This is a genomic window from Mesorhizobium sp. WSM4847 (assembly GCF_055811335.1).
Genome location: NZ_JBVVPY010000004.1, coordinates 340,948 through 367,541 on the forward strand (window position 1 = coordinate 340,948; position 26,594 = coordinate 367,541).

The following is a 26,594-nucleotide window of genomic DNA, read 5'->3' on the forward strand; positions in this document are numbered from 1 at the left end:
TGAGCGGCGGTCCTGCAGGGACTATTACTAGTGACACTTAAGACGACGCACGCTTCAAGATTAGACCCATAATCCCGAATACGCTTATCATACAGCTCACAAATGCGTGACCATTGTGGCCTATACCGTTCTGACCTTCGTCAGCCATCATCCGCTTCGCGCGGAGCCGTCCCCGCATCCGAAGCGGCGTTGGGCATGCTGGTCAGGCAATTATTGCGCCTACGCTGGTCGGGCTCCGGGTAGGCAAGGGACGTTATTCGCGGCAGTGTCGCCACCGCGAATAACTCCTGAGCTTACGGGATTGCAGGCCGCGAGACCGGATTCGGTCTGATGCTTGCGGATGTGGCCGTCACGCCCGACGCCCGAACAGGTCGGCGTATCGCTGCAGGTAGAGCGGCCAGCCTTGATCGGCGGCGACACCATCGCGCACGCTTTCCCAGCCGGCGCCGTGGCGCTCCAGTTTGCGATGCTCGAGATCCAGGCGGGTCCGATTAGCCGTCTCGGCAGTGAAGCGGACTTCCCACTCGCTGGCCTTGTTCGGATCGGTCTCCAACCGCCATTGCGGACTGATGTCCCAACTTAGCAGCACACGGTGCGGCGGCTCATAAGCCAGCACGCGCGCCCAGCGGCACTCGCTGCCGTCGGCGCCGCGATCATAAATATGGCCGCCGACGCGCGGCTCGAACACGGTCTCGGCGATCGGCACGGCAAGCAGATTGTGCTCCCTGGGTTTGAACTTGCCAAAATCCTCCGTGAAGACCTCGAAGGCGCGCTCGATCGGCGCCTCGACCACGATCGAGTGCCTTACCAAGGTGTCTGCTGCTTGCGTGTTCATTTTTTCACTCCTTTCGCGGTTGTTCGACAGCTTGCTTGAAGGCAGCGAGCGTCTTCATCCAGAACCGGTCGAGCTCTGTGCGAAGCGCCGCCAGCCCGTCGGGTTCGACGCGGTAGATGCGGTGCTTGCCAGCCGGCGTGTCTGCAACGAGCCCTGCCTCTTTCAACACCTTCAGATGCTGCGAGACCGCCGACCGGGTCACCGGCAGGGCACGCGCCAACTCGGTAACCGAACGCGGATGCTCGACCAAGAGTTCGAAGATCGTGCGCCTGGTGGGGTCGCCCAGGGCGGTCCAGCTGTTGTTCACGTTAGTCACCACTAACGCGTTAGCACGGACTAACGTGATGAGTCAACCTTGCTACGGCAAAAAGGACTGAGTGAGGGGGACTTTGAAGTTGAAGTCGATCAAGCCTCGACAGCTAAGCCCGCGTCACGCCATTCGGGCAGGCCATCTTCCATGCGGCGTGCGCGGAAGCCGTGCTCACGCAGCAATGCGACCGCCTCGAATGACATCACGCACCACGGTCCGCGGCAGTAGGCGACAATCTCGGGCTTCGCCTCGAGTTCGGTCAACCGCTGCTCCAGTTGGCCGAGGGGGACGTTGATCGCGCCCGGCAGATGTCCGAGCGCAAACTCATCGGGCGGTCGGACGTCGATGACTGTAACGAGCCCGTCTTTCATTCGCGCGGCCAGTTCTTCCCGGGACACGGGCTCCATATCGTCGCGCCGGTCGAAATAGCCCCTCACGATGCGTTCGACCTCGGCCGAATGCCGCTCGGCAACGACTCGAATGGAGGCGAAGGCGGCAAGTACGCTTTCATCTGCGAGCCGGTAGTTGACGAACTTGCCATCGCGCTCTGACGTCACGAGTCCGGCGCGGCGCATCGCCTGGAGATGCTGCGAGACATTCGCCACCGGACGCGCAAGCTTGGCGGCCAAGGCTTCCACGCTGCGCGGACCCTGCGCGAGTTGCTCGATCAGTTCCAGCCTCTGCGGATTGCCCAGAGCCTTCGCGACAACCGCGAACTGCTCGTAAAGTGCCTGCTTCGGATTGCGGATTGACATCAGGGTAGCAGCCACGCTAGTCATTCAACATAATTATTGAATGATGCGTATCACACGGCCCCCGAGGAGACAAGTCCGTGGCCGAGAAGCCCCTTCAATCGCTTAGCAGCCTTGGCTCCGGCTCTGACGGCTCCCGAACGGGATTGATGTAGTGATGGCCGCACGCACCCGAGCCATCAATGCCGGTGCCGCATGACAACGATCGCGGCGCCAGCAGTGAGCCTCGGTCTCAAGGCCAACTGGCGGCAGTTCGCGCTGCTTGTGCTTATCAATGCATTCGTCGGCGGCATGGTCGGCATCGAACGCACCGTCGTGCCGTTGATCGGCTCAGAGGAATTCGGGCTCGCCTCGACCACGCTGGTCGTCTCCTTCATCGTCAGCTTCGGCGTCGTCAAGGCGCTGGCCAACCTTGTCTCCGGACAGCTCGCCGACAAATGGGGGCGCAAGCGCGTGCTGGTTCTCGGCTGGCTGTTCGGCCTGCCGGTGCCCTTCATGATCATTTGGGCGCCAGACTGGAACTGGGTCATCGCCGCCAACGCGCTGCTTGGCATCAGCCAGGGCTTCGCCTGGTCGATGACCGTCATCATGAAGGTCGACCTTGTCGGCCCGAAGGGGCGTGGCCTCGCCGTAGGGCTCAACGAGTTTGCCGGTTACCTCGCAGTCGGGATCACCGCCTTTCTCACCGGCTATCTCGCCAGCCGCTACGGTCTGCGACCAATCCCGATCTATCTCGGCGTCGGCTACGCGGTGGTGGGCACGGTGCTCTCGATCCTGCTCGTGCGCGACACGCGCGATCATGTGCGCGCAGAACTGGCGAACCATCCGCGCGAGGCATCACCCCTTTCCTTCCGCGAGGTCTTTGCGTTGACCTCTTTTCGGGATCGCAACCTCTTTGCCGCTTCGCAGGCCGGTTTGGTGAACAACCTCAATGACGGCATGAGCTGGGGCATCTTTCCGCTCTTCTTCGCAGCCGGCGGGCTTGGCGTGGAGCGCATCGGCATTCTGAAGGCCGTCTATCCCGTCACCTGGGGTGTGCTGCAGGTCGTGACGGGACCGCTCAGCGACCGCTGGGGCCGCAAGGGCCTGATCGTCGCCGGCATGTGGGTGCAGGCGGCGGCGCTCTTTCTCACGGCGCTGACCGCGAATTTCGGCTGGTGGCTGGTGGCCTGCCTCCTGCTAGGACTTGGCACGGCGATGGTCTATCCGAGCCTGATCGCCGCGGTATCGGATGCGTCGCATCCTTCATGGCGCGCCCGCTCGCTCAGCGTCTACCGCTTCTGGCGCGATCTCGGCTACGCGATCGGTGCGCTGTCGGCGGGACTGATCGCCGACTTCTTCGGCCTGGCGTGGGCGATTGCCTCGATCGCCGCCCTCACTTTCCTGTCCGGTACCGTGGTCGCTTTCATGATGCGCGAAGGTCATGCCGGACGAAGCAGTTGAACGTCGCCCCGGATGCGTCCGCCTCCGCCGCGCCAGCGTCGGGTTCCTGACGTGCCACTCGCGCGAAATCACACGAAAAAGCATCCGGCCGTTCAAAACCGTTTCAAAAACCGATTTGAAACGGTGTCGCGCCGCTAACTGATTGAGATTATTGGCGCGCCCCGTTATCGGGAGCAATGAAGCCGAAGCCTTTTTCGGGATTGTACCACTTGACCGTCCCCTCGCTCTCCAGTTGCGCACCACCCTTCCCGGCGATGGAACCCTCAGCAAGGCGCGCATCTGCCGGCGTTTTCACGATCTGATCGCTGATCTCCAGCACGTGCACGACCTAACGACCTCTTGGACTTTCTTCAACCGCGACCTTGAGACGTGTCCCCTCGGCAACAGCGCGGCTTCCGGCAGCCTCCAACACTCGGATGTGGAGATAAGCCTCCGTGCCATCGGACAGTTTGACGAAGCCGAAACCCTTGCTGGTATTGAACCAGATCACCTCGGCGTCGACGGGCTCTGCCGTTACGGTCGACGGGCGTTGAAAGTAGCTCGGTTCGGAAGTCCGTTCCGAAAAGGAAACCGGGTCATCGTCATACCGACGCCTACGTGGCTCGCGTTGGTCTCTATACTTGCCCATGATCGTCTCGACTGACATGGCGCGCGCACTGCGCTAGCTGTTCAGGATAATCTTCATCGGGCGACGCGTTTGTGTCAAATGGCCTGCGACTGAAAAAAGACGCCAACAATGCCTATATTGGCGATGAGCCCAAATTCAGGAGGTCAGAGACCATGACGAACGAACGCGCTGTGCTTGCAGGCGGCTGCTTCTGGGGTATGCAGGATCTGATCCGCCGCTACCCCGGCGTGATTTCCACCCGCGTCGGCTACACTGGCGGTGAGGTGCCTAACGCTACTTATCGCAATCATGGCAGCCACGCCGAGGCGATCGAGATCGTGTTCGATCCAGACACGATCAGCTATCGCGATCTGCTGGAATTCTTCTTCCAGATCCATGATCCAACGACGCGCAACCGCCAGGGCAACGACGTCGGCGCGAGCTACCGCTCGGCGATCTTCTATACAGACGACGAGCAAAAGCGCGTTGCGGAAGACACCATCGCCGATGTCGAAGCATCCGGGCTTTGGCCCGGTAAGGTCGTGACCGAGGTGGCGCCGGTCAGCGATTTCTGGGAGGCCGAGCCGGAGCATCAGGACTACCTCGAGCGCTATCCCAATGGCTACACCTGTCATTTCCCAAGACCAAACTGGAAGCTTCCGAAGCGAGAGGAAATTCGCCGCGCGGGGTAGGCAGCCGCACTTTACAACTCCTTCTCGGCCAGTTCGCGGAATCCGTCGGGGACCGAGCGCGGACCGTCCAGTGCTGTGGCGGCCTAGCCCATGGCGTCACGTCCAAAGCGGTTGCGAATAATTCACTGACGCTGCCGAGAACATGATAGCCCAAGCCCGCAGGTCGAGAGTCTCGTCTCAAATGCAGTTAATTTGAGAATCAGATCACCTGGATTCTCACAATTAAATGCCAAGGCTCAACCAAATCGCCGCATTCTTACAATTAACTGACAAGCGACAACAATAGCCAATGCTGGGTGATCCGATATACCGCATCGCTAACTATCGCGCCGCGACTTGGTATCCCGGGAGTTGCCCATGACGATCTGACGCGCAGGCACAGCCGGGGTCCACGGTCATCGCCGCTGGTAGCCCGTCATCTCGAGATAGCCCTTGCCAGGGTGTGTGCCGGCCACCCGCACCGGACCTTCCCAATAGGGGATGCTGAGACCCATCCAGGCCTGAGAATTGAGCGCGCCGACGGTGACGTCGAGCGCACGGTCGGGCAAGACGAGACGCCAGCGCGTAGGAATTTCGCGCCCCTCCACCCAGCTCGTCTCCAGCGGGGTCGCAACGAGCTTGCCGTCGCCGTAGGGCGTCACGGCACCGTCCGCCGCGATCCAGGTGGCGGAGGTGAAGCCGCTGTCAGCGGCATCGCGCAGGCGGAAACCCATCAGCTTCTCGCCTGTGTCAAAGGAAAGCGAGAACCAATCCCAACCGTTTTGGTCGTCCGCCAGCGGCTGCGACGACCATTCGCGATCGAGCCACGCGGTGCCGCGCACCCGGATCTCACCTTCGGGCAGACGAATCTTTCCCTCAACTGAGAAAAAGGGCTGGGAATAGTAGTAGCTCGCCTGCCCTTTTGCCGACTTGACCGAGTAGCCGCCGGCGCCGTGGAAGACGAGCGGGCCTTCGGCATGCATCGCGATGTCGTAGGCGAAGTCATTGCCGGTCGCGCTGAGCTGAAGTCGGTCCAGGCTGTCGCCCTCCATCTGCCAGGCGTCGATCCAGGCCGCGAAGGGCTTGGCAATCACACCCGCCTGGCCGATGCCGCCGCGCGCGAAACGCTCCGTGGAGAGGTGGGTCGCGGCGCTGGTCACAGCGGCATGGCCGAACCACACCTGCGGGCTCTCCCATCCCTCGGCCTCGCCCGGCGCGAGCGCCGAGCGGAACAGCGTCCATTGCAGGCCGTAGTCCGCGCCGTCGGGCCCGGTGAGGTTCGCGGTCAGATACCACCACTCGATCCGGTAGTCCGGATGGGCTCCATGATCCTGCGGGAACTCGAACCGCTTGCCCGGTTCCGGAACGGCGAAGCCTTCGGCGTCTGTGCCGAGCCCGGCAAAGCCCTGGGCGAAGGCATTGCCGACACCCAGCAGCAGGAAAATGAGCGCCCTAGCGTTCATTGGCGAATATCCTCAGCAGCCCGGTCGGCTCCATGCGCGACAGCCGCCACGCTGGCCAGAGCGCAGCGAGCAGCGCGGCGGCGAGCGCGAAGAGCATCAGGCGGATGTATTCGACTGGAAACACGTACATCGGCAGGCGCCAGCCGAACGCCTCGACATTGACAATGGCAAGCAAGACCCAGGCGAGCGCCAGGCCCAGCGGCAAGGCCAACACGGCCGTGATCGCGGCAAGCAGGACGGTACGCAGGATTTCTAGCCCGGCAAGCCGGCGCTGGGTGGTCCCCATCGCCCATACGGGCGCCATCTGCGGCAGTCGCATCGCCGCCAGCGTGAGCAGGCTCATCAGGATTGCAAACGCGGCAACCGCCAGCGTCAGCACGTTCAGCGCATCAGTCACGGAGAAGGTGCGCTCGAACACCGACAGCGAGAACGCCTTGATCGCCGCCTGGTCGATGATGCGCGCGGGTGGAACGTCGAACGCCTCCGTGAGCGCGCGGCGCAGGCCCTGAGGATTGCCGGTGCGAACGCCATAGCGGCTCGGCTCGATGGCCGGGAACGTCTGGCGAAACAGCGCCTCGCCGACGATGGCCTGGCCGATGGGATTTCCGTAATCGCCGACGACGCCCGCGACCGGCAGAGACAGCCCGGGGCCGAGCGCCAGCGTGTGGCCGACGTGCAGCGCGGCGCGGCGCGAGAGCTGCTCGTTGATTACGACCGCCCTGCCCGCTTCGATCTCGTCCCAGACGGCGGGGATTGCGTCGAGGAAGCGCCAGTTTTCGCGGTAGGTGTAGCCGACACGCACCCCGAAAATCTCCGCCGGCAAGCCGGCGAGCGTCGCTTCGACCGACATGATCGGCAGCACGGCGTCAGCGTGCGCCTCGAGAAAACGTTCCAGAGCCGCCCGGTCCGTGACCGCGTCCGCATCGACGTACAGTTCGGCTGACAGGCGCTGGTTGAGGAAGCCGACAAAGGTCAGGCGGAAGCTCGAGACCATGGTGGAAACGCCGACATTCGCAGCCATGGCTAGCAGCAGGGCCATCAGTGCAAGCCCGAGGCCGGGCAGTTGCTGACGCGTATCGGCCCAGAACCATTGCGCCATGGCGCGAACGGCTTGTGCTTCGCCAAGACGAAGGATTGCCGCCAGGCAAGGCGGCAGTGCAAGTGCTGCGCCGAGCAGTAGACAGGCAAGCAGCGCGAAGCCGGCGGCCAGCCCGCCCCTAGTGACGGCCAGCACGCCCGCCGCCGCGAGCAGCACGACCGCGGCTGAAGCCTGGAGCGTTCGCGTCCGTCCCGAGCCCAACGCCCAGGCGCGGCCGCCGGCGCTCGCAAGGACCGGCATCCGCGCCAGCCGCCACAACGCGCTCGCGGCGGCGAGCAATGCGCCGCCGAGCGCCATGGCGATTCCCGAAAGCCACCATGCCTGGCGGATCTGTAGCGTGCCTGCGACCTCGGCGCCATAGAGGCCCCGTATCGTCGCGGCCACGTCCGGCAGCAGGAGCGCTGCGATGAGATAGCCGAGCGCGATGCCGAGCGCGCCGGCAAGCGTCGCCAGCACGACAAGCTCGGCGATCATCAGGACGACCAGGCGGCGGAGCGGCACGCCGAGGGCGCGCAGGGTGCGGATCACGCCACGCCGCTGCTCGAAAGCAAGGCCGATCGCACCGTGGACGATGAAGATGCCTACCGCGAAGCTGAGGAAGCCAAACGCCGTGAGGTTGAGATGGAAGCTGTCGGTGAGCCGGCCGACATCGGTCGCACCGTCCGCACGCTGGAGTACGAGGTCCGGTGCGATATCCGCCAGCGGCTGTTGCCGCAAGGGCTGCTCCGGCAGGACGATCAGGCGGCTGATGCGCCCGGCGCGGCCAAGCAACTTCTGGACGACGCCGATATCGGCGAGCACGCTGCCCGGCGCGACCGCCTGATCGACCAGAACCGGGTTGGGCATGTTCGCCTCAAGGAGCGCGGCCATTTCCGGGCCGGCGACCAGCGTTTCCGCGCGCAAGAAGCGGTTGAGGTCGGTGCGGGCCAGTGCTTCGCTTGCAGCGGAACTTGGCGGCGCGGTCAGCGGATCGACGCCGACCAGCCTCACGGCGGTGCCGCCGACGCGTAGCCTTCCCTCTACCACCGGACTGACCAGCCAGCCGGCACGGCGCAACGCGACGAAAAGCGCCTGGGGCATGGAATCCCCCTCGCGCGGCATCAGCTGGTGGAACCGGCCTTCGGCCAGCGTAGCGGCAGCTGCATCATAGCTCGCGCGTGCCTCGGCGTTGATCGCCTGCACGCCTGACCAGAGGGCCGTCGCCAGCGCGAGGCCGAGCACCAGCGTCAGCAATTGAAGCCGGTTGCGTCGCCAGTGCGAAGCCAATGCCTCGAGAACAGCGCCGGTCATGCAAGGCGGCCCTGGCTGAGATGCGCCCGGCGCCCGAGACGTGCTGCAAGACGCGGGGAGTGGGTGACCATCAGGAGCGCTGCGCCGGTCTCCGCCACGAGCGCGAGGAATTGCCCCATCACCCCGTCAGCCGTCGCCTCGTCGAGGTTGCCGGTCGGCTCATCCGCGAGGATCAGCTTCGGCCGCGCCGCGAGCGCGCGGGCGATCGCCACGCGCTGCTGCTGGCCGCCGGACAACTGCTCGGGGTATTTCCGCAGTTGCGGCTCCAGGCCCAGTGCGTGGGCCAGTCGTGAAAGCTCCTGCGGTTCCGGCGTGCCGATCAGACGTGCCTGAAAGGCGATGTTGGCGGCGACGTCCAGGGAGGGGATGAGATTGAACTGCTGGAAGATGATGCCCACCGTGCTTCGCCTGAGCCGGGCGCGACCACTGTCGTCGAGCGCGGTGACCTCCTGCCCATCAAGCCCGACGCGCCCGCCGTCGGCAGCGTCCAGTCCTGCCACGAGGTGAAGCAGCGTGCTCTTGCCCGAACCGGATTCGCCGGTCAGGGCCAGCGTCTCGCCGGCGTCGAGCGAGAGTGTCACGCCCCGCAGGACCGGCACCGGGCCTTCCGGGCCGGGATAGGATTTCAGCAGGTCTTCGATCGAAAGCAGCATGCACCACAGCTACAGTCTGTGGCGAAAAGGAAAAGCGCTGCAGTTGATAATTCCCCAGAGGAAGCGCTGCTGCCCTGCAAGACCGCAGCTGGTTTCAAGCGGGAAGCCGACAATTGTCGCGTAGAACCAACCACCAGGCTTTGCCTTCTCGCCCACTTCGAAGAAGGCGGCGATCACGTCGGCGCATTCATCGCGCAGCACCGGGTCGTCGCCAAGGTTGAAAAGTGATCCAGGTGCCAAGCCCGACCGCCGAAATCGCCTCGCCGGTGGAAGGGATGGTGCGCGTCAGCGGGGCGGGCGTCGCGGCGAGCGTCTTTCCCGGCCAGGCGAGGGCCATCGGGGAGCCAGCGGCCACCTTAACGAATGTCCCTGCGGGTGATGTTCATTCAACCGCCATCGCTGAACTCCGGCCTCCGCGCATAGTCTGGAAAAGATAAGTCTTCGCGGGTTCTACCCAATAAACAGGGCAGGACAGGGAGTGCACGAAGGCGTTTTTCGCAGGCCGGTGACAGATCGTTCGTGCGTCTGGGGAAGAATGAGATTCGACCCATGGCTTAACCACCGGATCGACGATGCTATACACTCCACAATGCAACCTTATGCGACTTTGGGCGAACAAACATCGAACACGCCATAATGACTTCGCGCACATGCTGGGATCCGCTGTTCGTCATGGGCTCAGTTGCGCCAAGAGCGACCCTTCCGAGCCGAGAACCAAATGTGTCGCATTAGGGGCCGACAGCGGACTGGCAGCTTTGGCCCTCGGATCTTCAATAGCTGACCTTCAAATCGGTGCGAGTAACGTCGTGACGTGACCCGAAGGCGACTTTCGTGGGTCCGGCCCGAAGGTCTGCAAACAGGACAGTTTGGCTCTCAGCGCGAGGCGCGAATAACCGCGATAGGCACCCGATTGTGAGGAGGTGCTTACCAAGCGATTGCTTTAACCGGTCATCGAGAATTTCATTCCCGCACGTGGCCGAATCGCGAAACGCCCGGGCAATGCACGGCTGCCGGCGGCCACAGCTACATCCGCGCTCGCGGATATAGCTGCTCCCGCGACGAGATTGGCGCAAGCTTATTTTAGTTGGGGTGCATATATGCGCGTTGCCACGGGCGAACGCGAGGCGTAATCTTCCAGCTATGCCGATAGCGGCCGGCCCTTATGAGCGGGGCCGTTCCGCATGTGACGAGAGCACAATCTGCCACCGCCTCTGCCGCCGGCTGATGCTGCTCACGTTCAAGGGAGTTGACGTCAATGAACAGGCGCGATGCGTTGGCCGTCCTGATCGGACTGTCTGGCGCTTTGTCTTTCGCTTTCGACACCGCTGCCCATAGCGAGGAGGACCGCCTCGCCATCAAGGGCTACGACCCTGTAGCCTACTTCACCGAGGCCAAGCCGATGATCGGCGATCCGCAGTACCAGTATGAATTGGATGGCGCCTTGTACCGCTTCGCCTCGACGCTCCACCTCGATCTCTTCAAGGCCGACCCTGATCGATATCTGCCACAGTACCAAAATTGGTGCACTGCGGCACTGTCGAGGGGCTACAGGTTGGTTGCTGATCCGAACAATTGGGTGATTCACGAAGGCCGCCTGTACGTTTTCGGAGGACCGGCCGGTCCAGGGAAATTTGCTGCCGATCCGGCGGTTATGGTGAGCAACGCAGACGCGAATTATCCGCGATTGCCGGATCTTCCTAAATGGCCACCGCAATAGCGCCTCACAAGCCCGCCCGCCTGAGTCCCTCCTTCAGATACGCCGGATAGGCCGGATCTCTGAAGCGCGAGCCAAGAAAGTCAAAGCTCATATCGAGCTGCGGCAGGCGTTGCCGTATCTCGGTAACGTAGAGGGCCGCCTGCTCCTGGCGCCCAAGCTGTGCCGCTGCCGCTGCGGCCGGGACATTGAACATCGGGAAATTCGGAAACCGGGAGATTCCACGTTCGGCGACACGCAGGGCATCTTCGTGCCGGCGTGCGAGATAGTAGCTGATCGCGAGATCGAAATGGTAGTTCGGCTGGAGCATCGGATCGTATTTCAAAGCCAGCTCAAGCGACTGGATGGCGCCGGGAAGGTCCCCATCAAACGAACGGAGGGTTCCCCGGACCGCCAACGCATTGGCGTCACTCGGATTGAGATCGATCGCACGCTGCAGCGCGTTGCGCGCCTGATCGTATTCGGTGCGGATCAGCAGGATGCGACCAAGGGTGCGGTGCCCATCAGGCTCATCGGGAGCGAGCGCGATAGCACGGCGGGCGAGTTTCTCGGCACGGGCAAGCTCGCGGTCGGGGAACTCCGTCCAGCCCAGAACCACCTGCGAGTAAATGGCTTCGCCTAGAAGAGCATGGGTGGTGGCATAATTCGGATCCAGTTCGATCGCCTTGGTCATCAACTCTCGAACCTGTCGGTTGGCAGTCCGAGACGCGGCATGGCCGACAGCTCGGGCGCGCAACAAGAGGTCGAAGGCGCTCTGGTCTGGTCTGGCTTCCTTGAAATGACGCTGCACCTCCACCTGAGTGATATTGGCCGCCAGCGTGCCAGCAATGTGCCGCGCGATGCTGTCCTGAAATTCGAACAGGTCTGACAGCTCGCCATCATATCGATCAGACCACAACACGGTAGCAGCGTCCGCGTCAGTCAGCTGCGCGGAGATCCGCACGCGGTCCTTGGATGCTTTGATGCTGCCGTCAACCATGTATGCTGCGCCAAGTTCGGAGGCGATTTCGGCCTGCCGCGCCTGCCCACCCTTGTACCGCAAGACGGCATTGCGGCCGATCACCCGCAAGTTCTTGAAGCGGCCGAGGGCATTGATCACCTCCTCGGTGACGCCGTCGGCGAAGTACTCCTGTGCCTCGTCGCCGGTCTGGTTTGTAAATGGCAGCACGGCGACGATGGGAAGTGTAGGGCCGCTGTCTGGTTTGATTGTCGCGGGACTCGCGGCTTGCTGTTCTGGGGCAGGGGCTCGGCCCAGACCGGACCAGATGGCCAAGGCTGCGATGGCGATGAGGATCACGGCCAGACCGGCCATCGCCAGCCGAAGTCTGCTCGCCCTGCCGCCCCGAATACCGGAAACCCGTTTGATCCCTGTTGCTGATGAAGCCGGGGCGATCCGGTAGATCCTGACGGGGTTGGCGATGTTCTTCAGGTGCTGCTCGCCGGCGTCGAACGCCTCAATGTCGAGCTTGTCCCGCACCTGCCGGTAGGCATCGTCGGAGAGGCAGATGCCGCCCGGCTCCGAGATCTGTTCGAGACGCGCAGCGACGTTCACACCATTGCCGAAGATATCGCCGTCTTCGATGATGACGTCGCCGATGTTGATGCCGACGCGCAGCTCGATGCGTCGTCCTTCCGGAACGGCCCTGTTTCGCTCGAGCATGGCGCACTGCACGGCAACGGCGCAGGCCACCGCCTCAACGACAGAGGGAAACTCCAGCAGCAGACCGTCGCCGGTCGTCTTGATGATATGGCCCTTGTGATCGGCGATGAGAGGGTCGATCAGCTCCTTGCGGTGCGCCTTGAGGGCGGCCAGCGTCTGCGTCTCGTCCTCGCCCATCAGGCGCGAGTAACCTACGACATCGGTCGCGACGATGGCGGCAAGGCGACGTTCTGCTGTGGAGCTTGGCACCTCGGCTCCCCGGTCGATCTGGATCTCTCGCCATTGTAGCCCACGACGCCGGAACCGTCGTGGCGAATCGCCGGTCTCTCTCCGTCGGTCGCACGCCGATCGGGGTTACCCGCATTGTGGATCAGAACCGAAAGCCGACCCCTAGCGGAGGGCAAGTCGTTGATTTGCAAAGGAGTAGGGTCAGGATCGGCGCCGATGATGAGCCCACCGAACCTATGAATTTGCCTGCAAAGTCGTGCGCTTGCTGCCGCCAATCGGCCCGGGGGTCTCAACTTTCGGGGCTAATTCACAGTCTCGCCTCGCGAAGGTCCGCAAGGAGATCAACGTGACGACGTTGTCGGATGTCACCGTGTAGGTCCGGAAATGGCAATGACCAGACGTTTCACTCATGTCGCAAAGCGAGTGGCGGAGCCTGGTTAACGCCTTCACGCGAGGCCGCCGGCACATCTTGTCGAGGCGCTGGCGTCGCTTGAATGCCACGGCCACGAAATCGACGAATACGCGCGTCTCGGCCGGCATCAATGGCTCAGGAGCCGCCCGAGAGTAGCGTGGCCTCTGTTCACTTTAAGGTGTCGAGCATTGCTTTGGCCTCTTTGAGGTCCGGTGTCTCAAATCCTTCGGTGAACCACGCATAAACCGGCACGAGCAGATTGCAGGCGTCGGCATGCTTGCCCTCGTCGCGCCAGAGCCGGGCGAGACTGGTGGCAGCGCGTAGCTCCCAGGACTTTGCGGATTGACGCCGAGCGATCTGGATCGCGCTCTGAAACGCGGCGCTTGCCTCGCCTGGTCTTCCGCAGTCCGGCAAAGCTGTCAGGAACTGCCCTCGCAATCGATGCAGTTCGGCGTCCGGCCAGCGCTGCCCCGTCCGCTCGACCGCCGCTATGGCCTCATCCAATTCCCCGAGCGCCCGTAGCACGTCACCGGAGAGTGCGCAGGCGTCGGCAAGCAGGCTGAGAAAGAATGGTCGCATCCATTCTGCGCCGCTGCCCGTCCACTCCGCGAGACCGCGCTCGATCGCCGCAGTGCCGACTGCTCCGTGCCCTTGGCGAGCAGTGGCCCAGCCCTTGACCACCGTAGCGCCGGCGCGCCATAGATCAAATTTCTGCTCCCGGGCCAATTCCAGCAAGGATGCCGAGTGCTCAGCGGCCATTCCAGCGTTGTGGCCATAGGCACCCGCCATCGCGCTGTACATCAGGGCAAACCCTAGCGTGTTCTTGTGGCCAACACGGCGCGCCAACGCCAGTGCTTCGGCTTGCCGGCGAGATGCCTGATCTGGGTAGCCCAGCAGCCACAGCACCCAAACCAGGTGCGACAGCACGGCAACCCAAGGTCTTGTCCGAAGGAAAGGCTGTGGAACCGTGCCGCTCCGGGTCGTACAGCGCAATAGCTTGCTCGAGGTGCTCCCGGGCGGCGGGCAGCTCGCCCGTCATTTCGTTGGTCGCCCCGCAAATCCGGTGCGCTACGCATAGTCGCTCCGGGTCGGGGTGCTGCTCGGCCAGGCGAGAATATGTCGGGCGAGGTTCTGCTGCTCTCGAACCGCCATTCGGACGTATTGAACAGCCCAGAACCCATACAGCACGGGGAACTGTTGTGGCACGTCGCCTAGGACTCGACCAAATCCCGGGCGCGGGCGAAAGCGGCGGCGGTTTCCGACGCGGCGTAGCCGTGGCGGGCGATGCACGCCTGCCCGAGCATCGTCTGGAGATGCAGCTCACGCTCCGCTTGAGCGCGGTCTTCCGGCAAGGTTCGCCAGAGTTCGATGCTCTTGGCAAGATGGCCTGTGGCTTCCGCAGCTGCCGAGCGCCGGAACGCGCGTTCGCCAGCCCGCTGCCAGTAATCGGCAGCGTGCTCAATCGAGCCCGCTTGGGTGAAGTGATGGGCGAGCAGCTCCGGCTGGGTTTCGACCACGTCCGGCCCCCGCTCTTCCAGCACCTTGGCGATCCGCGAGTGCAACTTCTGTCGTGTGCTGCGTAACAGGCTCCCGTAGGCGGCATCCTGAACGAGAGCGTGCTTGAAGGAGTAGATACGTTCGGGCGGGGTGCCGCGGCGGAACGCGAGACCGGCGCTTACGAGTTCGTTCAATCCTTGCGTCAATGCCGCCTCGGGAATTCCGGCCACCGCGGCCAGCAGCTCATTGCTGAACTCTCGGCCGAGGACCGCGCCGATCTGTGCCACCTGTTTTGCGACCGGCAACCGATCCAACCGTGCCATCAGTGAAGCCTGCAAGGTGCTCGGCACCGAAAGCGCTGAACCAGCGCTGTCGGGCTGACGGGCGCGTTCCAGCACAGCCTTGGTCAATTCCTCGATGAAAAGAGGTACGCCATCGGTCTGCGCCACAATCCGCTCCAGCATCCCCGCCGGAAGCGCCTGACCGACGACAACCTGACTTGCGAGCGTCGTCGCCTGGCGAGGACCAAGCCGGCTCAGCGCCATCAAGCTTACGCTAGCCTGGCCGACCCAAGGCGCGTGAAATTCTGGCCGGAAGGATATGATCACCATCACCGGCAAAAAGGCCAGTCGCATGATTAACCTGTCCAACAGCTCAAGCGAACTTGGGTCGGCCCAATGCGCGTCCTCGAACAGGATCAGCACGGGGGACCGACGTGCCCTTTCGTCCAGAAACCGGTTCAATGCTCCGAAGGTCTGCTCCTTCTTGCGCTCCGAAGTGAGTTCCAGCGGCGGATACCGCTCTCCACCCGGCACGCCGAGCAACCCGGCAATGAGCGTCACCTCTTCGCGAGTTGCCCCGAGTGGGAGAAGCACGGCTTCCAGCTTGTCAAGCCGTGCGTCCGCAGACTCGCTGCGCACGAAACCCGCATCGTTCTGCCAGCGTGCGATGACGGGCTGTAGTGCGCTGTCGCGGTGATGCGGCGAGCAGAAATACTTGAGTCTGAGATGCGCCTCCCCGGCCACGCGCTCCTCGAGCGCAGCGATCAGGCGCGATTTGCCGATGCCGGGTTCGCCGGAGATGAGCACCACCTGCCCTTCGCCGTCCTTTGCTTGCTGCCAGCGGCGCAGCAGCAGCTCGAGCTCGTCATCGCGCCCGACCAGCGGCGAGAGGGAGGCCGCGTGCATTGCCGCGAAGCGGCTCTCAACCAAGGCCTCGCCAAGCACTTGCCACGCGCACAAAGCGCCAGAGAGGCCTTTGAGATGAAATTCGCCAAGCTCGCGGCACTCGAACAAGCCGCCGATGCGCCGCCGTGTTTGTGCGTCGATAACTGCGCAGCCAGGATCAGCGAGGGATTGTAGGCGCGCGGCGAGGTTTGGGGTCTCGCCTATTACCGCCTGCTCCTGTGCGGCCCCGGCACCCAGCAAGTCCCGACCACCGCGAGACCACTGGCTATGCCAATGCGAGCGACCAGCCGTTCGCCGGCTGACGCGGCCTTGCCGACCTCCTCCAGCGTAGCCAAGGCGGCGCGCACAGCGCGCTCGGGATCGGCTTCATCAGCTTGTGGCCAACCGAAGTAGACCAGGACCCCGTCGCCCATATACTTCGCCACGAAGCCGCCGTGGCGGCCAACTGTGTCAGCGACACTGCGATGGTAGGCTCCAATCACCTCGCGCATGTCCTCCGGATCCAGGCGGCCTGCGAGTGCCGTCGAGCCGACGACGTCAACGAACATGACCGTTAGCTGCCGCCGCTCAGCCTCTGGAAGCGGCGGGGCTGTCCCTGGGACCGCCGCCACGGATCTCGTGGTCGAGGTGGCCGCTGTATCCGAACTAGCGCGCAGGGCGTCGATGGCGGCGAGCAGCTTTCGGCGGTGACCGATCGATATGACCCCGAGCGCCACGAGATCGTCGGCCGTGAGCTGGGGAAGCGTATCAGCTTCAATGTCGTTTTCGCGAAAAGCCGGCTCGTATTGCTGCAGGCCGAGGCTCAGTAGCCATGCCGCGGTATCCACGCCCCTTCTCCTCTTCGGCTGCGGGGGCTGCCCTGTTCCCCGGACTATATCCCAAAATCCCAAATTGATGGAGTAGGCGGAAATCTCTTTGGAAGAGGCATATCGGCCGTGGAGCGGGTGGCCTGACGAGCATAATGTGCAAACGCTAGATGCCTCGCGCTGCCGATGTCCACTTTCGAGTAACAGCGAAATTGCTTCGTGTGACCAAGATGAGGCGCGAAGCGGACCGTTCAGAATGGCTGCTCCTGGCCCAAAAAAACAGACTCATGCCGGCAGTGCACTCAAGTTCTCACGCTAACGTCTGACAAGGCCGGTATCGAAGGACCTGTTTCAAAGCGCCGCGGCAGCAAGTATCGCAGCGGCCCGACGACGAAGTGGCTGAAGACAAAAAGCTTCACGGTCGACGAATTCGAAGCTGCTCGGCGTCGAGCGCGAGCGGGGCAAGGCTGCATTCGCCCTGCTGGCCGAACCAGGCACCGGGAAATATGTCGGTTCCGCCTTCATCACCTTGGGCCACGGCATGCGGCAACGATTGTGGGAGCGCGTCCAGAAACACGCCGGACCGCCTCCGAAAGCCATGAATAAGCGACTGGCGACGCAATGGGTCGGGCCTGGGATGAAGCTGCGCGTCAAGCATCTCCGTGGCGAGCACGGCCACATACGCCATGCAACGCTGCTCGGTTTCAGTGACGAGAGCTAAGCCGTGTACTCATAAATCAGCCTAGATCAATTTTAGCGGGGCATGTCCGCCCGCTCCACCCGTCGGCGCGGGCGAGCAGAGTCGGTAATGCGTGGCGTTCCTCAATCACGCGGCAACTTCGTAGCCACCATCCTGACGCCGCCCATCTTGCGCTCGTGAATGAGGTCAACAAATCGGATGTAGGACTTGTGGAATGCATCGTGCCCCATTGGGGTGCCAGCCTGTCGGGCTTCTTCACGCAGCAGTTGATACATTGCCAGTCGTTCCTTCAGAATTGGTCCCCATTCTTCCGTCAAATCTGTTGTCGAAATTACTCTAAGGCCAACGCTTTCGACCAGACTGCGATATTCGGGGATCGTCCGAAGAGGCTGAATAGCCATTCCTTCCCTCATCAATTGCGCATCAGCAGCGGTAAGCGGCTGATTAGCTATCCAATCTGTGAATGCCAATCGGCTATCGGTCCTCAGGATACGAAAAGCTTCGGCAACCGCTCTCTTCACATCAGGAATGTGGCAAAATGCTTCTTGGCTGACGACAGCGTCCATGCTCGCGTCAGGAAGCGGAACGTCCATCACGTTGCCCTCGACAATCCGCGCAGTACCGTGAAGGCCAACTCGTCTGGTTAACTCCTGTGCGCCCGAGACGCGCGCTGGCGTCAATTCGATCCCAGTGACGTCGGCTCCATATTTGTGAGCCAGATAACGGACCGTGCCGCCAAGCCCCGCACAGAAATCGGCTACGCGCGATCCGTTGCTAACCTGCGCTTCTCGCGCCAACTCATCTGTAGCGGCGAGGCCGCCATAATGATCTTGGTCGTGGGGAAAAAGCTCTTCAGGGCGCAAGCCGTCGAGATGGCCACGGCTGGCGCGTAGTTTCGCAAGGATGATTTCGCATGAGATGGGATGACGATTATAAAAATAGACGGTCTGTGAAGTTGCATCGCTCATGAAACTTACCTCCACGACTTGGGGCCACGCCAAAATCAGATTAGGCCATCAAACAGCGAAAATGGCGACGAGCTCGTATGCCCAAACCCCAACGACCGGTACGCGTGGTGAGCCGAAGCTCAAACTGAGACACCACCGTATGGCAGGGTCTTTGATGCGCGTTGTACATTTTAGTGATGAGGCGAAACGATCTTCTCGAACCTGACGGTGTGAATGCAGTCGCGACCGTCAAGGGGGTTTTTCGCTGGGGCTGATTTATAAGTCAGCATTCGACCGTCCGTATTGATTAAACGAACTTGCTGGGTGCCCTCCCACGTCGCGTTCCAACTCATGTCAATATGGTGAATAATTCGATCGTCTTCGACCGAGTATGTCCCCGCATAGGCAAACATTGAATCGTAGAGTCCGATCTTTTCGTCGGGAGTAGGGACAAGATCGTTGGGTGTTATGCGATCTTCACTAAGCACGAGGACCATCACTCGGCCGTCCGCAGCATAGGTGATAACGCCTCTGGGATTCTTTCCGAAAGCGTCTCTGACTTCGCCGGATACAAGGACCTCATAGGTCCAGGAAATCATCCGCCATGATCCCAGCAGCAAAGTTCCCAATTGCGACACGGCACTCATCTCCACGAAAGAGGGGGCAAAATAGCATGAAGGCTGACATTGCCAAGTTCCGGTGGAATGCACTTTATCCAATCGGCGGCTTGGCAACGCAAGCTACTGCAATCCACCCACAGCCGAATTCAAACTGAGACACCACTGCTTATATCCTGAGAGAAGCGCGTATCGTGCGCCGACCACGACCACGCCCAGCACCGATCAGGGAACTGACACCACCACCACCAGCGGCACGAACCCGAACTCGGCCAAGGATTGCGCACCTGGCCAGCAGACCGGCAGCGCGCAAGAAGCCGCCCCCGGTCAGCAGGACACGGACGCCAAGACTGCCGCCCCCGGCCAAATGAAGAAGACCACCGAAGATTGCTGATTGGCAAGGGGAAGGCCGGCGCCGCTTGTAGGGGGCGTTGGGGTAAGGACGCTTGACGGCGCCGGCCAGGCGGATTGGGGTCCGCCGCCGTTGGATAGTACCGATCCTGGCAAATTAAGTAATTGCGTTATCGCGGAAGTCCCTAGGCGTTGCCGCCGGTTTCGCTTTCCTCATCGAGAGTTCGGACTGGCAGATAGGCGTTGGTTTCCAGCCATTCGCAGCTTGCTAGTCCACCATGTCAGGCAACGGCTTCTTGCGCTTTGGCGGCCGGTATTTCTCCACTAGCCTGATCTTGTCGATGTCAACCGTCACCAGTGGTCCCAGGTCTACGGTTGCCCTGCCGGTTTCCTGTCTATGCGCGTGACCTCTCCGGTAGCTCGATCTGCTGCCCCTTCTTCACCTTGGTATGATCGATGATCGAATGCGGGAAATTGTAAGAGGGGATTGAGACGCTGACGCGGTCCTCAGTGACCCGCCTGCGGACGATGGCCGTGATCGCCACCAGGTCTCCAATCCCAATTCCCCGCGCCATTCCATGAGTCTGGAGCGGCCGGCGCCTCAGTCAAGAGATTGCTAATATAGGTGACCGCTTCATCCAATCGATGGACGAAGCCCATCAAAGGCCGGTGCTATTTTAATGCATGTCCCGCCGTTACTTATCCCGGAGCCACCTTGCTATCGCTGTGATCGCGATCAGCATCAGCTATGCCGAAGCTGCGGACCGTAAGGTCGAAACCGCGACGCTCGATACGTACGCCAATCCGAAGAACCTGCCGGTTTGCACCGCGTCAAGCTCCCTCTTCGAAGTCCTCGGTGACAAGTGTTTTCTCGTCAAAGGTTCGATAATCTATGGCGACATCGCCGAGCTGTCCCAGATAGTCACTTTTAGTCGGTAGCCGGCGAAGGTCATGGTTATTCTGCCAGATGGTCCTGATCGATCTTGGCAATCACCCCTCAAGGGCCTGGACTGCACGCCTCGATATCTCAACATGAGCGGCCGTGGTGTCGACTTTTCCCTTGCCCGGCTGAACGCTCCAAATGCCGGTTTTCCCTGCTTCGGCATTGGCGATAAACCGGCGCTCATCCTCAAGCTGCTGGCTAAGTTCTTCTCGGAAAGCCTTCCACTGGTCTTCGTTGCGGGCATCGGTTTCCGTCCTATCTGGCAGCGCACGTTGGGAACTAACCTGCGGCCCGATCCGCTAACCTTCCCGAAAGACACGATGCCTGCTCCCGGACCCGTTGCAGCATTCTGCGAAAAGCCGTCCGGGTTGGGAAAGGGCCAGACGTTATGGTGAGGCGCCCCGGCATAGGTCCGCCGCTGAGTTCCGCACTGCAATCTTATGCGAGTTTCGAAGCACAGAGCGTGAACATCGAACCCGAAGGCGGCGTTGCTACCCGACCCTGGAAGCCAGTTTCGCGCCCCAAGGGACAGCGATCAGCAGCGTGGCATTGGTGGTCTCGGTGGGGCCATTAGCGGTCTGGCAGCTTTTGGAGTTGGCAAATAGATTGCTGCCGCCCGGCGGCGCCTCGACCCGGTGCAGGGCCATGCCGCATATTATGGAAACTTGCGGTCGGCTCCTCGCGTCTGGAGGTCGTCGCGGCGCTGGGGCCATATGCCTGTCCGAGGACGCCTATCGCCAGGTACAGCCGGCTGACGAGCGCAGACGAAGACCGTACTTTGGCAAGGCTGCGAGCACTGTTAGCCATCAGCCCGATGCTTTTCATCGCCGTCAGGTAGAGGCGCTGGCAGGCTATGGTGTTCCGGAGGCGGACATTGCCGGGATGCTCGGTATCGATGCGAAGACGCTGCGCAAGCACTATAAACACGAATTGGCCTTTGGCCACACCGAGGCCAGTGCCAAGGTGGCGGAGAACCCGCAAGGCAACGGGCGAAGGTCGTGAAGTGGTCATCGCCGCCATCTTCTGGCTCAAGGCACGCGGACGCTGGAAGGAGACCTCGGTCAACGAACACTCAGGCCTGGACGGCAAGCCGATCGAGCAGATGCATGAGATTCGCCGCATCATCCTTCGCGCTCCGGATCCTGCAGCCTTGGGCGAGACTCCTGCCGGCACGCCGCCAGCAAACGTCCGGTCACCCTCTGGGACGCAGACGCGGCTGAATGAGCCCCGATATCGAAGCTCCTCTGGAAAACCGGCGACTGAGCTCCAGGGTGGAGGCGCTGGCCGGCTTCGGGCTTAGCACGGCGGACATCGCCTGCGTGCTCGCCACAGACGAGCAGGACCTTATGGCGATCTACGCCCATGAGCTCGAGAGCGGCGCCATCAAGGCCAACGCACGGGTCGCCGAAAGCCTCTACCGCAAGGCGACCGGTGAAGGTCGGGAGGCCGTCACTGCAGCAATTTTCTGGCTGAAGACCAGGGCGCGCTGGAAAGAGACCTCGGTTCACGAGGTAGAAGGAAAATTGGCCACATCAGTGACCTTGGTCACCACCCACGAAGATATGAAGCTCCTGTAGGGCGGCATTGCCGACAGTAGGAAGCATTGATTCCGACTGTCGTTTCGACTTCGAAGTTCGCCCGAAGTCCAGAACTTCGAAATCACGGCACTAGGGCGTTGTGTCGATTCAGCGCTGGTCCAGCTTCTCCGCAGCCTCCAGCTGCTTCGATTCGATCTCGTCCAGCACTGCTTCTGGCGCAATGTCCCTCTTAATCTCGCCGACTTCTATATCGCTTAAGGCTGGTTTTACATTCAACCGATCCGCTATCGAATCGACAAGTTCAGCAAGTTTTGTGAGTTCATGCTCCGTCAGCAGGCTCACCTGAAGGTCCAGATCCGCCCGTTTGTCTGCGGCAGCTGACATCCGGTTTTGGCTGATCAGTACAAAGGTCGAGAGGAATATGGCCTCGACGGAAGCAACCATAGCCAATATCACGAATGTCGGATCAAATGGCGGAGTGATCGGTATCCAGCCCAAGTTCGAGACGATCCAGCAGCCATACACGGCCAAGTGAAGGTACACGAAACGCATACTGCCCGTAAAAGAAGTAATCGCCTGAGCGATTTTCTCTTCCAAAGTTGCCTCGCTTGCTTCCTTCGCCCAGCGCTCTTCAATCGCATGGATATTACGTTTCAGTGCTTGGCTGAGTTCAGTCGGAGGTGGCGGAGGCAACGTTGGAGAATCCATGGAACACCAGTTGGATAGCTATCGGGCCTGCCACTCTGGGCAGCATACAAAATCATGGGTATTCGACTTTGTTCCCGACTGGAGCCGTCTAATCATTGGCTCTCCTCATTTATCCAGGCGATTTCGGGGTCTTAGACGCTTGGCGGCGACATAGCCTTCCCGCTGAGGAAGGGCGGGGCGATCCGGCCGCTGAGGAAGGGCGGGCGATCCGGCCGCTGAGCGTCTTTCGTACGGTCGTGGATTGAAGGTGGTGAGTGCTCGGCGCCTGGCTTCGTATCCTGGTGAGGCACCATGCGAATTCGTTCTCCGAACACGAAGGCGCGTCACCAGGGCAAGAGAACCGGGTCAAAAACTGTTTTGTTCGCGCCGGTCACTTGGCTAGGACCGCTTCTCATTGACCAAATCTGATGCGATGATGGGGGAGAACAAGTCCGCGCTTGGGAGGGCCACAAACGCCCGCTCAGCGGCTGCCTCGTCCTCCGCAACGCCGAGGAAGGCCCGATCGACCATGAATGGCAACTGCCAGCGCTGCTACCGAACAATCAGTTCGGCACGCCCGCTTCGAAATTCGTGCTTGGCAAGGAACGACACGATCGCCGCGGCAATCTTTTTGCCGCCCTGTTCTGAAGGCTCGATGGCGTTGACAAAGTCGGCGTCCTCGCCGCAGACAATGCGAAGGTCGATCAGCGGAACGCCGCGCACGGCGGCTGCTCGTGTGATGCAATCGTTGAGGATCGACAGGGCCGTTACCGCAATGCGTCTCTGGTCGGGGTCGGCATACCGGACATCATAGATCGAGCAAATCGCGGTCGGCAGCCCTACAGCCAGAACGGCATCCAGCGTCGACATATACTCCAAGGAAAACTGCTCTCTAATTTCGGCGAGCCTCAGCAGAGTGTCGGCAACGGACCGCGACGGAGCGTTCAAAACGGAGGAGACGCCGAGCGCGTCGTTCCCTCCCATGCTTACCACCAGATGAGTGGCGTCAGCTGGCAGGTGATTCAGTTGCCGGCCCACATCCGCCATGACGCTGCCGTCAACGGCAAGCAGCTTGGCCGACCAGCCGATCGGGAGCTGACGCAAAACGTGGGCCAATAGATCTGCTCCATCGGCGACATAGGCGCTGTTGTCGAACACCGAATCGCCTAGTAGCACAACCTTGTTCATCGTCCCCACGTCCCCGGCGGAAACAGTTTGCACCGTGGAAAATGCTTGTCCCGCGGCGGCGGCCAGCAACAGGCTCCTGCGCGATATCTTTACCAGACCGGCATCTCCCACGACTGTCGCTCGTGCGCGAGCCTTCAGTGGCTGCTGTTCGAGTATTAATCGTCCGCCGTCCTCTCCTCTTCCCGCCGCTGATACGCAAGAGCCATAGCGGCCGCTATGGCTACTCCTGCGGCGCCCAGCAGGAGTTTGTCTCGAGTCTCCTGATCGCTCATGACGCCCTGAACAGCCGATGATGCCCAGCCGGTTGTGGCGGCTACTCGCTGGGCGGCCTCGCCGGAGGTCTGCCGCATATCGTCGATCATGTTCGGCGTCCCGGCGCTCCAATCCCGCACTCTCTCTTTGACGGCGCCGGCCAGCTCAGTTGTTTGCTCCTTCACTGCTTCCGCCGTCTCGGCGCCCAGTTCGCCGACCTTCTCCGCCAGCTCGCCGGCTTGCTCCTTCAAGCGCTCTGTGGCGTAGGAGAAACGATCAACTTGCTCGCCCATGTCTGGTATTGAAGGTGTCCGCAACAGGCTGAATAGTCCCGCTCCGATCAAAGCAGCTGCAATCGGCGGACGGTGCAGGAGACGCCAAGCGAGACCAGCCCCAATCACCAATGCGGCGCTCGGGTTGGCTGCCGCCTTTGCCTTGAGATCATCGACGATCCCCTGCGCCGTCGACTGCGCGGTCGATCTTGCTTTTTCGACCAGCGCGTCCTTTGCCTCGAGCGCCTCTTGCTTCAGCTCGTCGGTAAACTCGGACAATGTATTTGGCGATCGCAGCGTCGACAGATGTTCGGCGAGCCTAGCCCGGGCTGCCTCCACATCATGTTCGAGCTGGCGGAGACTTGCCTCGCCCATTATGAGCCTCGCTTGCCGCTAGACCGTCCGGATTTGCTCGGTCGAGAGGCATCCGATTGTGGCGATTGGTCCGATTTGGCCGAGTTATCTTGCGAGCGGCCCATGCCGCCCGACTGGGGCATGCCGCGCTGAGCCGATTGAGCGCGCGATCCACCCGAACTCGCGGATGGCGCCTGCGCGGACTCGGTTGGCTGCTCGCCCGACAAGGCGCTGCCGAACGCACCAGCCACGTCGCTCGCAACCTCCTTGAGGCCATCGGCATCAAGGCCGCGCTCCTTGGCTGCCCTCCTGAGACGTTTGCCCGCCTCCTCTGTCGATTCCTTTAGCCGTTCGCCAGCCCTTTCTGCGGTGTCCGTCAGCTGCTCTGCGGCCGGGCCAAGGGTCCGGTTCTCAATGTCGGTGGTCCGGAAGGCAGCTGCAACAGCCGCCCCGGCGGCAAAACCGAGCAGCGCCAGCGTCAGTGGCTGCTCTTGCGCCACACGGTTCATCGTATCCTGGAGAGTGGATTGGGCCTGCCGGGCGAATTGTTCCGATGTCTGGGAGACGTTGCGCCGCGCCTCGTCCGCATATGTTGATGCCGAGGATGCGTAGGAACTTGCGGTTGCCGCCACCTTCTCGCCGATCTCGGAAACATATTCAGGTGCTGCCTCTACCGCCGCTGGGGCGCCGCCTTCTCTGGTTTCCGCCTCGTGTCCATCGGGGCGCGTGCTCGAAGACCTTGACTGAGCCTTTCGGTGGCCATTGTTTCCGCGGGATTCCTCAGCATGCCAGAAGCTACTGATGGCCGATGACCCGCCGCGGCGCATCAACAATGCGCAGCCGGCCGCAACGAGGAGAAGACCTTCCGGGTTGTTTTTGGCGGCGCCGATGAGCCATTCCGCCGTTCCGAGATTGGCCGTACGTGATTCGCGGCTCATGAGAGATGCTCCTTGGTTGTCGAGATGTCCTGCTTGATCTGATGGATGGAACGGGTCGGCGTTATCTCTTTGTGTGCGTCCATGCGGCCCTTGTAATAGGCGAGCGCTCCAGCCCCGGCCGTGATGGCGGCAACAATCAGGCAGGACCAGTGCACTGCGATCCCAAGGCTGGCTATCCCGAAGACAACCGCCTGCACTGCCAAAAATGCCGCGATCAGCCCCAGCACGCCAGCAGTGGACATCCAAATACCCGCCCGAAATTTGGCAAAGAGATTTTCAGACAACTCCGCGCGCGCCAGTCGCAGCTCCTTTTGAACAAGATCGGCAAGGTCGGCGACGACGTCGGACAGTGCGCGAGGAAGCGTGGAATTCTTGAGCTGCTCATGTGCCATGGAATTCGTTCGCTCCTTGCCGGTTACGTTCGTGCATAGGCTCGTTCGAAAGCGGCGACGCCGGAGGTGCGCTCTTCAGCGTTCGAAATGTCAAAAAACCCGCAAGGGCGGCAAGTCCGAACACCAATGCCGGCTGACGCCTTGTCAAATCGGAGGCGGCGCGGACCAGCTGATCGACCGACTGGTCCCGCAGATCGTCTGCGTACCCATCGATTCGGTTCGCGAACGTACGGACCACACCGGCGACTAGCGGTGCGCTTTTGTCGAGGTCCTCGGCAGCGCGTTTTGTCGAGCTTGCGAGCTGACCCATCACCTCGGCACCGCTGCCGACCTGACGATCCAGCATTTCCTTTACTTGGCTGGCAACTGTTGACGCACCATCCGCGGCCGACTGCTTGACCGTATCGGCTGCCTCTTGAGCCAAATCGGATGCCTTGGAGAACGCGCCGCTCACTGTTGCCCCAACGTCCTTCTTTGCACTGTGATCTGGTGTCTTGGGCGCGGAATCCCGTTCCATGTTTTGGTTGTTCATAATTTCCTCCATTGACTGACAAAACTGCGGGAAAACCCGTTGGTTCCGTGGAACTGCTCAAACAAAGTAGATAGCGGTCTGGCCGCCTGGCAGTCCCCTGTAAAGCGGTCAACTTTTTGCCGGCGCGAATCTCTCTCCACCCTCGATCCTCGGCAGATGGTCGTGCAGCAGCGTGCTTCAAATTAAGGGGTGCCTGGACGTGCTGAAGGGGAGTAAAGCCGTCGCCTCGGGCCGGAGGGCGTTCATCTCCGAAACC

Annotated in this window: 29 protein-coding genes and 1 pseudogene; 7 read left to right on the top strand and 23 right to left on the bottom strand. The window is 61.8% G+C overall.

Annotation, left to right across the window (positions count from 1 at the left end; genetic code table 11):
- Positions 1–349 precede the first annotated feature (349 nt).
- From AC0L28_RS08010 to AC0L28_RS08020, 3 genes are all read right to left on the bottom strand, one after another.
- On the bottom strand, positions 350–835 hold the full coding sequence (locus tag AC0L28_RS08010) for an SRPBCC family protein (RefSeq protein WP_023796993.1): 486 nt from the start codon (positions 833–835) through the stop codon (positions 350–352).
- Positions 836–839: 4 nt separating this feature from the next.
- Positions 840–1,151, bottom strand: coding sequence for an ArsR/SmtB family transcription factor (locus tag AC0L28_RS08015; RefSeq protein WP_236378022.1), 312 nt, complete (start codon positions 1,149–1,151; stop codon positions 840–842).
- An 89-nt stretch (positions 1,152–1,240) separates the two neighbouring features.
- Entirely contained in the window at positions 1,241–1,900 is a 660-nt protein-coding gene (locus tag AC0L28_RS08020; RefSeq protein ID WP_027152116.1) for an ArsR/SmtB family transcription factor, read from the bottom strand.
- A 192-nt stretch (positions 1,901–2,092) separates the two neighbouring features.
- On the opposite strand from AC0L28_RS08020, the gene AC0L28_RS08025 reads away from it, so the two are divergent.
- On the top strand, positions 2,093–3,340 hold the full coding sequence (locus tag AC0L28_RS08025; RefSeq protein ID WP_473476626.1) for an MFS transporter: 1,248 nt from the start codon (positions 2,093–2,095) through the stop codon (positions 3,338–3,340).
- Between the two features lie 148 nt (positions 3,341–3,488).
- Here the strand turns inward: AC0L28_RS08025 and AC0L28_RS08030 are convergent, their stop codons facing one another.
- Entirely contained in the window at positions 3,489–3,659 is a 171-nt protein-coding gene (locus AC0L28_RS08030; protein ID WP_473476629.1) for a cold-shock protein, read from the bottom strand.
- A 9-nt stretch (positions 3,660–3,668) separates the two neighbouring features.
- Positions 3,669–3,986, bottom strand: a complete 318-nt coding sequence (locus AC0L28_RS08035) for a cold-shock protein (protein ID WP_473476632.1) — start codon at positions 3,984–3,986, stop codon at positions 3,669–3,671.
- A gap of 134 nt (positions 3,987–4,120) precedes the next feature.
- Here AC0L28_RS08035 and msrA point away from each other — a divergent pair, with 134 nt between their 5' ends.
- On the top strand, positions 4,121–4,639 hold the full coding sequence (msrA, locus tag AC0L28_RS08040; RefSeq protein ID WP_023796997.1) for a peptide-methionine (S)-S-oxide reductase MsrA: 519 nt from the start codon (positions 4,121–4,123) through the stop codon (positions 4,637–4,639).
- Between the two features lie 395 nt (positions 4,640–5,034).
- On the opposite strand, the gene AC0L28_RS08045 is transcribed toward msrA, so the two are convergent.
- From AC0L28_RS08045 to AC0L28_RS08060, 4 genes and pseudogenes are all read right to left on the bottom strand, one after another.
- On the bottom strand, positions 5,035–6,081 hold the full coding sequence (locus tag AC0L28_RS08045) for a lipocalin-like domain-containing protein (RefSeq protein WP_128168806.1): 1,047 nt from the start codon (positions 6,079–6,081) through the stop codon (positions 5,035–5,037).
- Positions 6,071–8,470 (bottom strand): FtsX-like permease family protein, encoded by a 2,400-nt coding sequence (locus AC0L28_RS08050; RefSeq protein WP_128177147.1) that lies wholly within the window; start codon positions 8,468–8,470, stop codon positions 6,071–6,073. Before AC0L28_RS08050 ends, AC0L28_RS08045 begins: the two co-directional genes overlap by 11 nt.
- Positions 8,467–9,123 carry an ABC transporter ATP-binding protein gene (locus tag AC0L28_RS08055; RefSeq protein WP_473476635.1) on the bottom strand — a complete coding sequence of 219 codons (657 nt, stop codon included), beginning with the start codon at positions 9,121–9,123 and terminating at the stop codon, positions 8,467–8,469. The genes AC0L28_RS08050 and AC0L28_RS08055 overlap by 4 nt, the downstream gene beginning before the upstream one ends.
- Before the next feature lie 150 nt (positions 9,124–9,273).
- Positions 9,274–9,460: pseudogene (locus AC0L28_RS08060) on the bottom strand (aldo/keto reductase); the annotation flags it as partial.
- Positions 9,461–10,378: 918 nt separating this feature from the next.
- Here AC0L28_RS08060 and AC0L28_RS08065 point away from each other — a divergent pair.
- Positions 10,379–10,840 carry a YHS domain-containing (seleno)protein gene (locus AC0L28_RS08065; RefSeq protein ID WP_051407689.1) on the top strand — a complete coding sequence of 154 codons (462 nt, stop codon included), beginning with the start codon at positions 10,379–10,381 and terminating at the stop codon, positions 10,838–10,840.
- Positions 10,841–10,844: 4 nt separating this feature from the next.
- Here AC0L28_RS08065 and AC0L28_RS08070 read toward each other — a convergent pair whose 3' ends face one another.
- The 8 genes from AC0L28_RS08070 to AC0L28_RS08105 all read right to left on the bottom strand — a co-directional run bounded on the left by AC0L28_RS08070 (position 10,845) and on the right by AC0L28_RS08105 (position 19,787).
- Positions 10,845–12,746 carry an adenylate/guanylate cyclase domain-containing protein gene (locus tag AC0L28_RS08070; RefSeq protein ID WP_128168803.1) on the bottom strand — a complete coding sequence of 634 codons (1,902 nt, stop codon included), beginning with the start codon at positions 12,744–12,746 and terminating at the stop codon, positions 10,845–10,847.
- 559 nt (positions 12,747–13,305) lie between these two features.
- Positions 13,306–14,064 (bottom strand): hypothetical protein, encoded by a 759-nt coding sequence (locus AC0L28_RS08075; protein ID WP_473476638.1) that lies wholly within the window; start codon positions 14,062–14,064, stop codon positions 13,306–13,308.
- 284 nt (positions 14,065–14,348) lie between these two features.
- Positions 14,349–16,061, bottom strand: coding sequence for an AAA family ATPase (locus tag AC0L28_RS08080; protein ID WP_473476640.1), 1,713 nt, complete (start codon positions 16,059–16,061; stop codon positions 14,349–14,351).
- On the bottom strand, positions 16,025–16,648 hold the full coding sequence (locus tag AC0L28_RS08085; RefSeq protein ID WP_473476642.1) for an adenylate/guanylate cyclase domain-containing protein: 624 nt from the start codon (positions 16,646–16,648) through the stop codon (positions 16,025–16,027). The genes AC0L28_RS08080 and AC0L28_RS08085 overlap by 37 nt, the downstream gene beginning before the upstream one ends.
- A 394-nt stretch (positions 16,649–17,042) precedes the next feature.
- Positions 17,043–17,315: a hypothetical protein gene (locus tag AC0L28_RS08090; protein WP_023803782.1), complete on the bottom strand. Its 273-nt coding sequence runs from the start codon at positions 17,313–17,315 to the stop codon at positions 17,043–17,045.
- Positions 17,316–17,449: 134 nt separating this feature from the next.
- Positions 17,450–18,295, bottom strand: coding sequence for a class I SAM-dependent methyltransferase (locus tag AC0L28_RS08095; RefSeq protein WP_128168800.1), 846 nt, complete (start codon positions 18,293–18,295; stop codon positions 17,450–17,452).
- Positions 18,296–18,465: 170 nt separating this feature from the next.
- A complete protein-coding gene (locus AC0L28_RS08100; RefSeq protein WP_473476644.1) occupies positions 18,466–18,912 on the bottom strand; it encodes a lipocalin-like domain-containing protein in 447 nt (148 codons plus the stop codon).
- Positions 18,913–19,637: 725 nt separating this feature from the next.
- Positions 19,638–19,787, bottom strand: a complete 150-nt coding sequence (locus AC0L28_RS08105) for a hypothetical protein (RefSeq protein WP_306455004.1) — start codon at positions 19,785–19,787, stop codon at positions 19,638–19,640.
- A gap of 181 nt (positions 19,788–19,968) precedes the next feature.
- Between AC0L28_RS08105 and AC0L28_RS08110 the strand changes: the two genes are divergently transcribed.
- The 4 genes from AC0L28_RS08110 to AC0L28_RS08125 all read left to right on the top strand — a co-directional run bounded on the left by AC0L28_RS08110 (position 19,969) and on the right by AC0L28_RS08125 (position 21,762).
- A complete protein-coding gene (locus AC0L28_RS08110; protein WP_287181433.1) occupies positions 19,969–20,181 on the top strand; it encodes a hypothetical protein in 213 nt (70 codons plus the stop codon).
- 12 nt (positions 20,182–20,193) lie between these two features.
- Positions 20,194–20,580, top strand: a complete 387-nt coding sequence (locus tag AC0L28_RS08115; protein WP_473476646.1) for a hypothetical protein — start codon at positions 20,194–20,196, stop codon at positions 20,578–20,580.
- A 148-nt stretch (positions 20,581–20,728) separates the two neighbouring features.
- The gene (locus AC0L28_RS08120) at positions 20,729–21,187 is read left to right on the top strand and encodes a hypothetical protein (protein WP_473476648.1); all 459 of its coding nucleotides are present in this window, start codon (positions 20,729–20,731) and stop codon (positions 21,185–21,187) included.
- Positions 21,188–21,405: 218 nt separating this feature from the next.
- On the top strand, positions 21,406–21,762 hold the full coding sequence (locus tag AC0L28_RS08125) for a hypothetical protein (RefSeq protein ID WP_473476651.1): 357 nt from the start codon (positions 21,406–21,408) through the stop codon (positions 21,760–21,762).
- A 108-nt stretch (positions 21,763–21,870) separates the two neighbouring features.
- On the opposite strand, the gene AC0L28_RS08130 is transcribed toward AC0L28_RS08125, so the two are convergent.
- The 6 genes from AC0L28_RS08130 to AC0L28_RS08155 form a co-directional block, all read right to left on the bottom strand.
- Positions 21,871–22,431, bottom strand: coding sequence for a DUF1003 domain-containing protein (locus AC0L28_RS08130; protein WP_031257020.1), 561 nt, complete (start codon positions 22,429–22,431; stop codon positions 21,871–21,873).
- Positions 22,432–22,962: 531 nt separating this feature from the next.
- Entirely contained in the window at positions 22,963–23,667 is a 705-nt protein-coding gene (locus AC0L28_RS08135) for a GDSL-type esterase/lipase family protein (protein ID WP_473476653.1), read from the bottom strand.
- A gap of 86 nt (positions 23,668–23,753) precedes the next feature.
- Entirely contained in the window at positions 23,754–24,497 is a 744-nt protein-coding gene (locus tag AC0L28_RS08140; RefSeq protein WP_473476655.1) for a hypothetical protein, read from the bottom strand.
- Entirely contained in the window at positions 24,497–25,414 is a 918-nt protein-coding gene (locus AC0L28_RS08145; protein WP_473476657.1) for a hypothetical protein, read from the bottom strand. Before AC0L28_RS08145 ends, AC0L28_RS08140 begins: the two co-directional genes overlap by 1 nt.
- Complete coding sequence (locus tag AC0L28_RS08150) at positions 25,411–25,806, bottom strand: phage holin family protein (protein ID WP_473476659.1); 396 nt, start codon at positions 25,804–25,806, stop codon at positions 25,411–25,413. The genes AC0L28_RS08145 and AC0L28_RS08150 overlap by 4 nt, the downstream gene beginning before the upstream one ends.
- Entirely contained in the window at positions 25,796–26,338 is a 543-nt protein-coding gene (locus AC0L28_RS08155) for a hypothetical protein (protein WP_128168794.1), read from the bottom strand. Before AC0L28_RS08155 ends, AC0L28_RS08150 begins: the two co-directional genes overlap by 11 nt.
- Between the last annotated feature and the right edge of the window lie 256 nt (positions 26,339–26,594).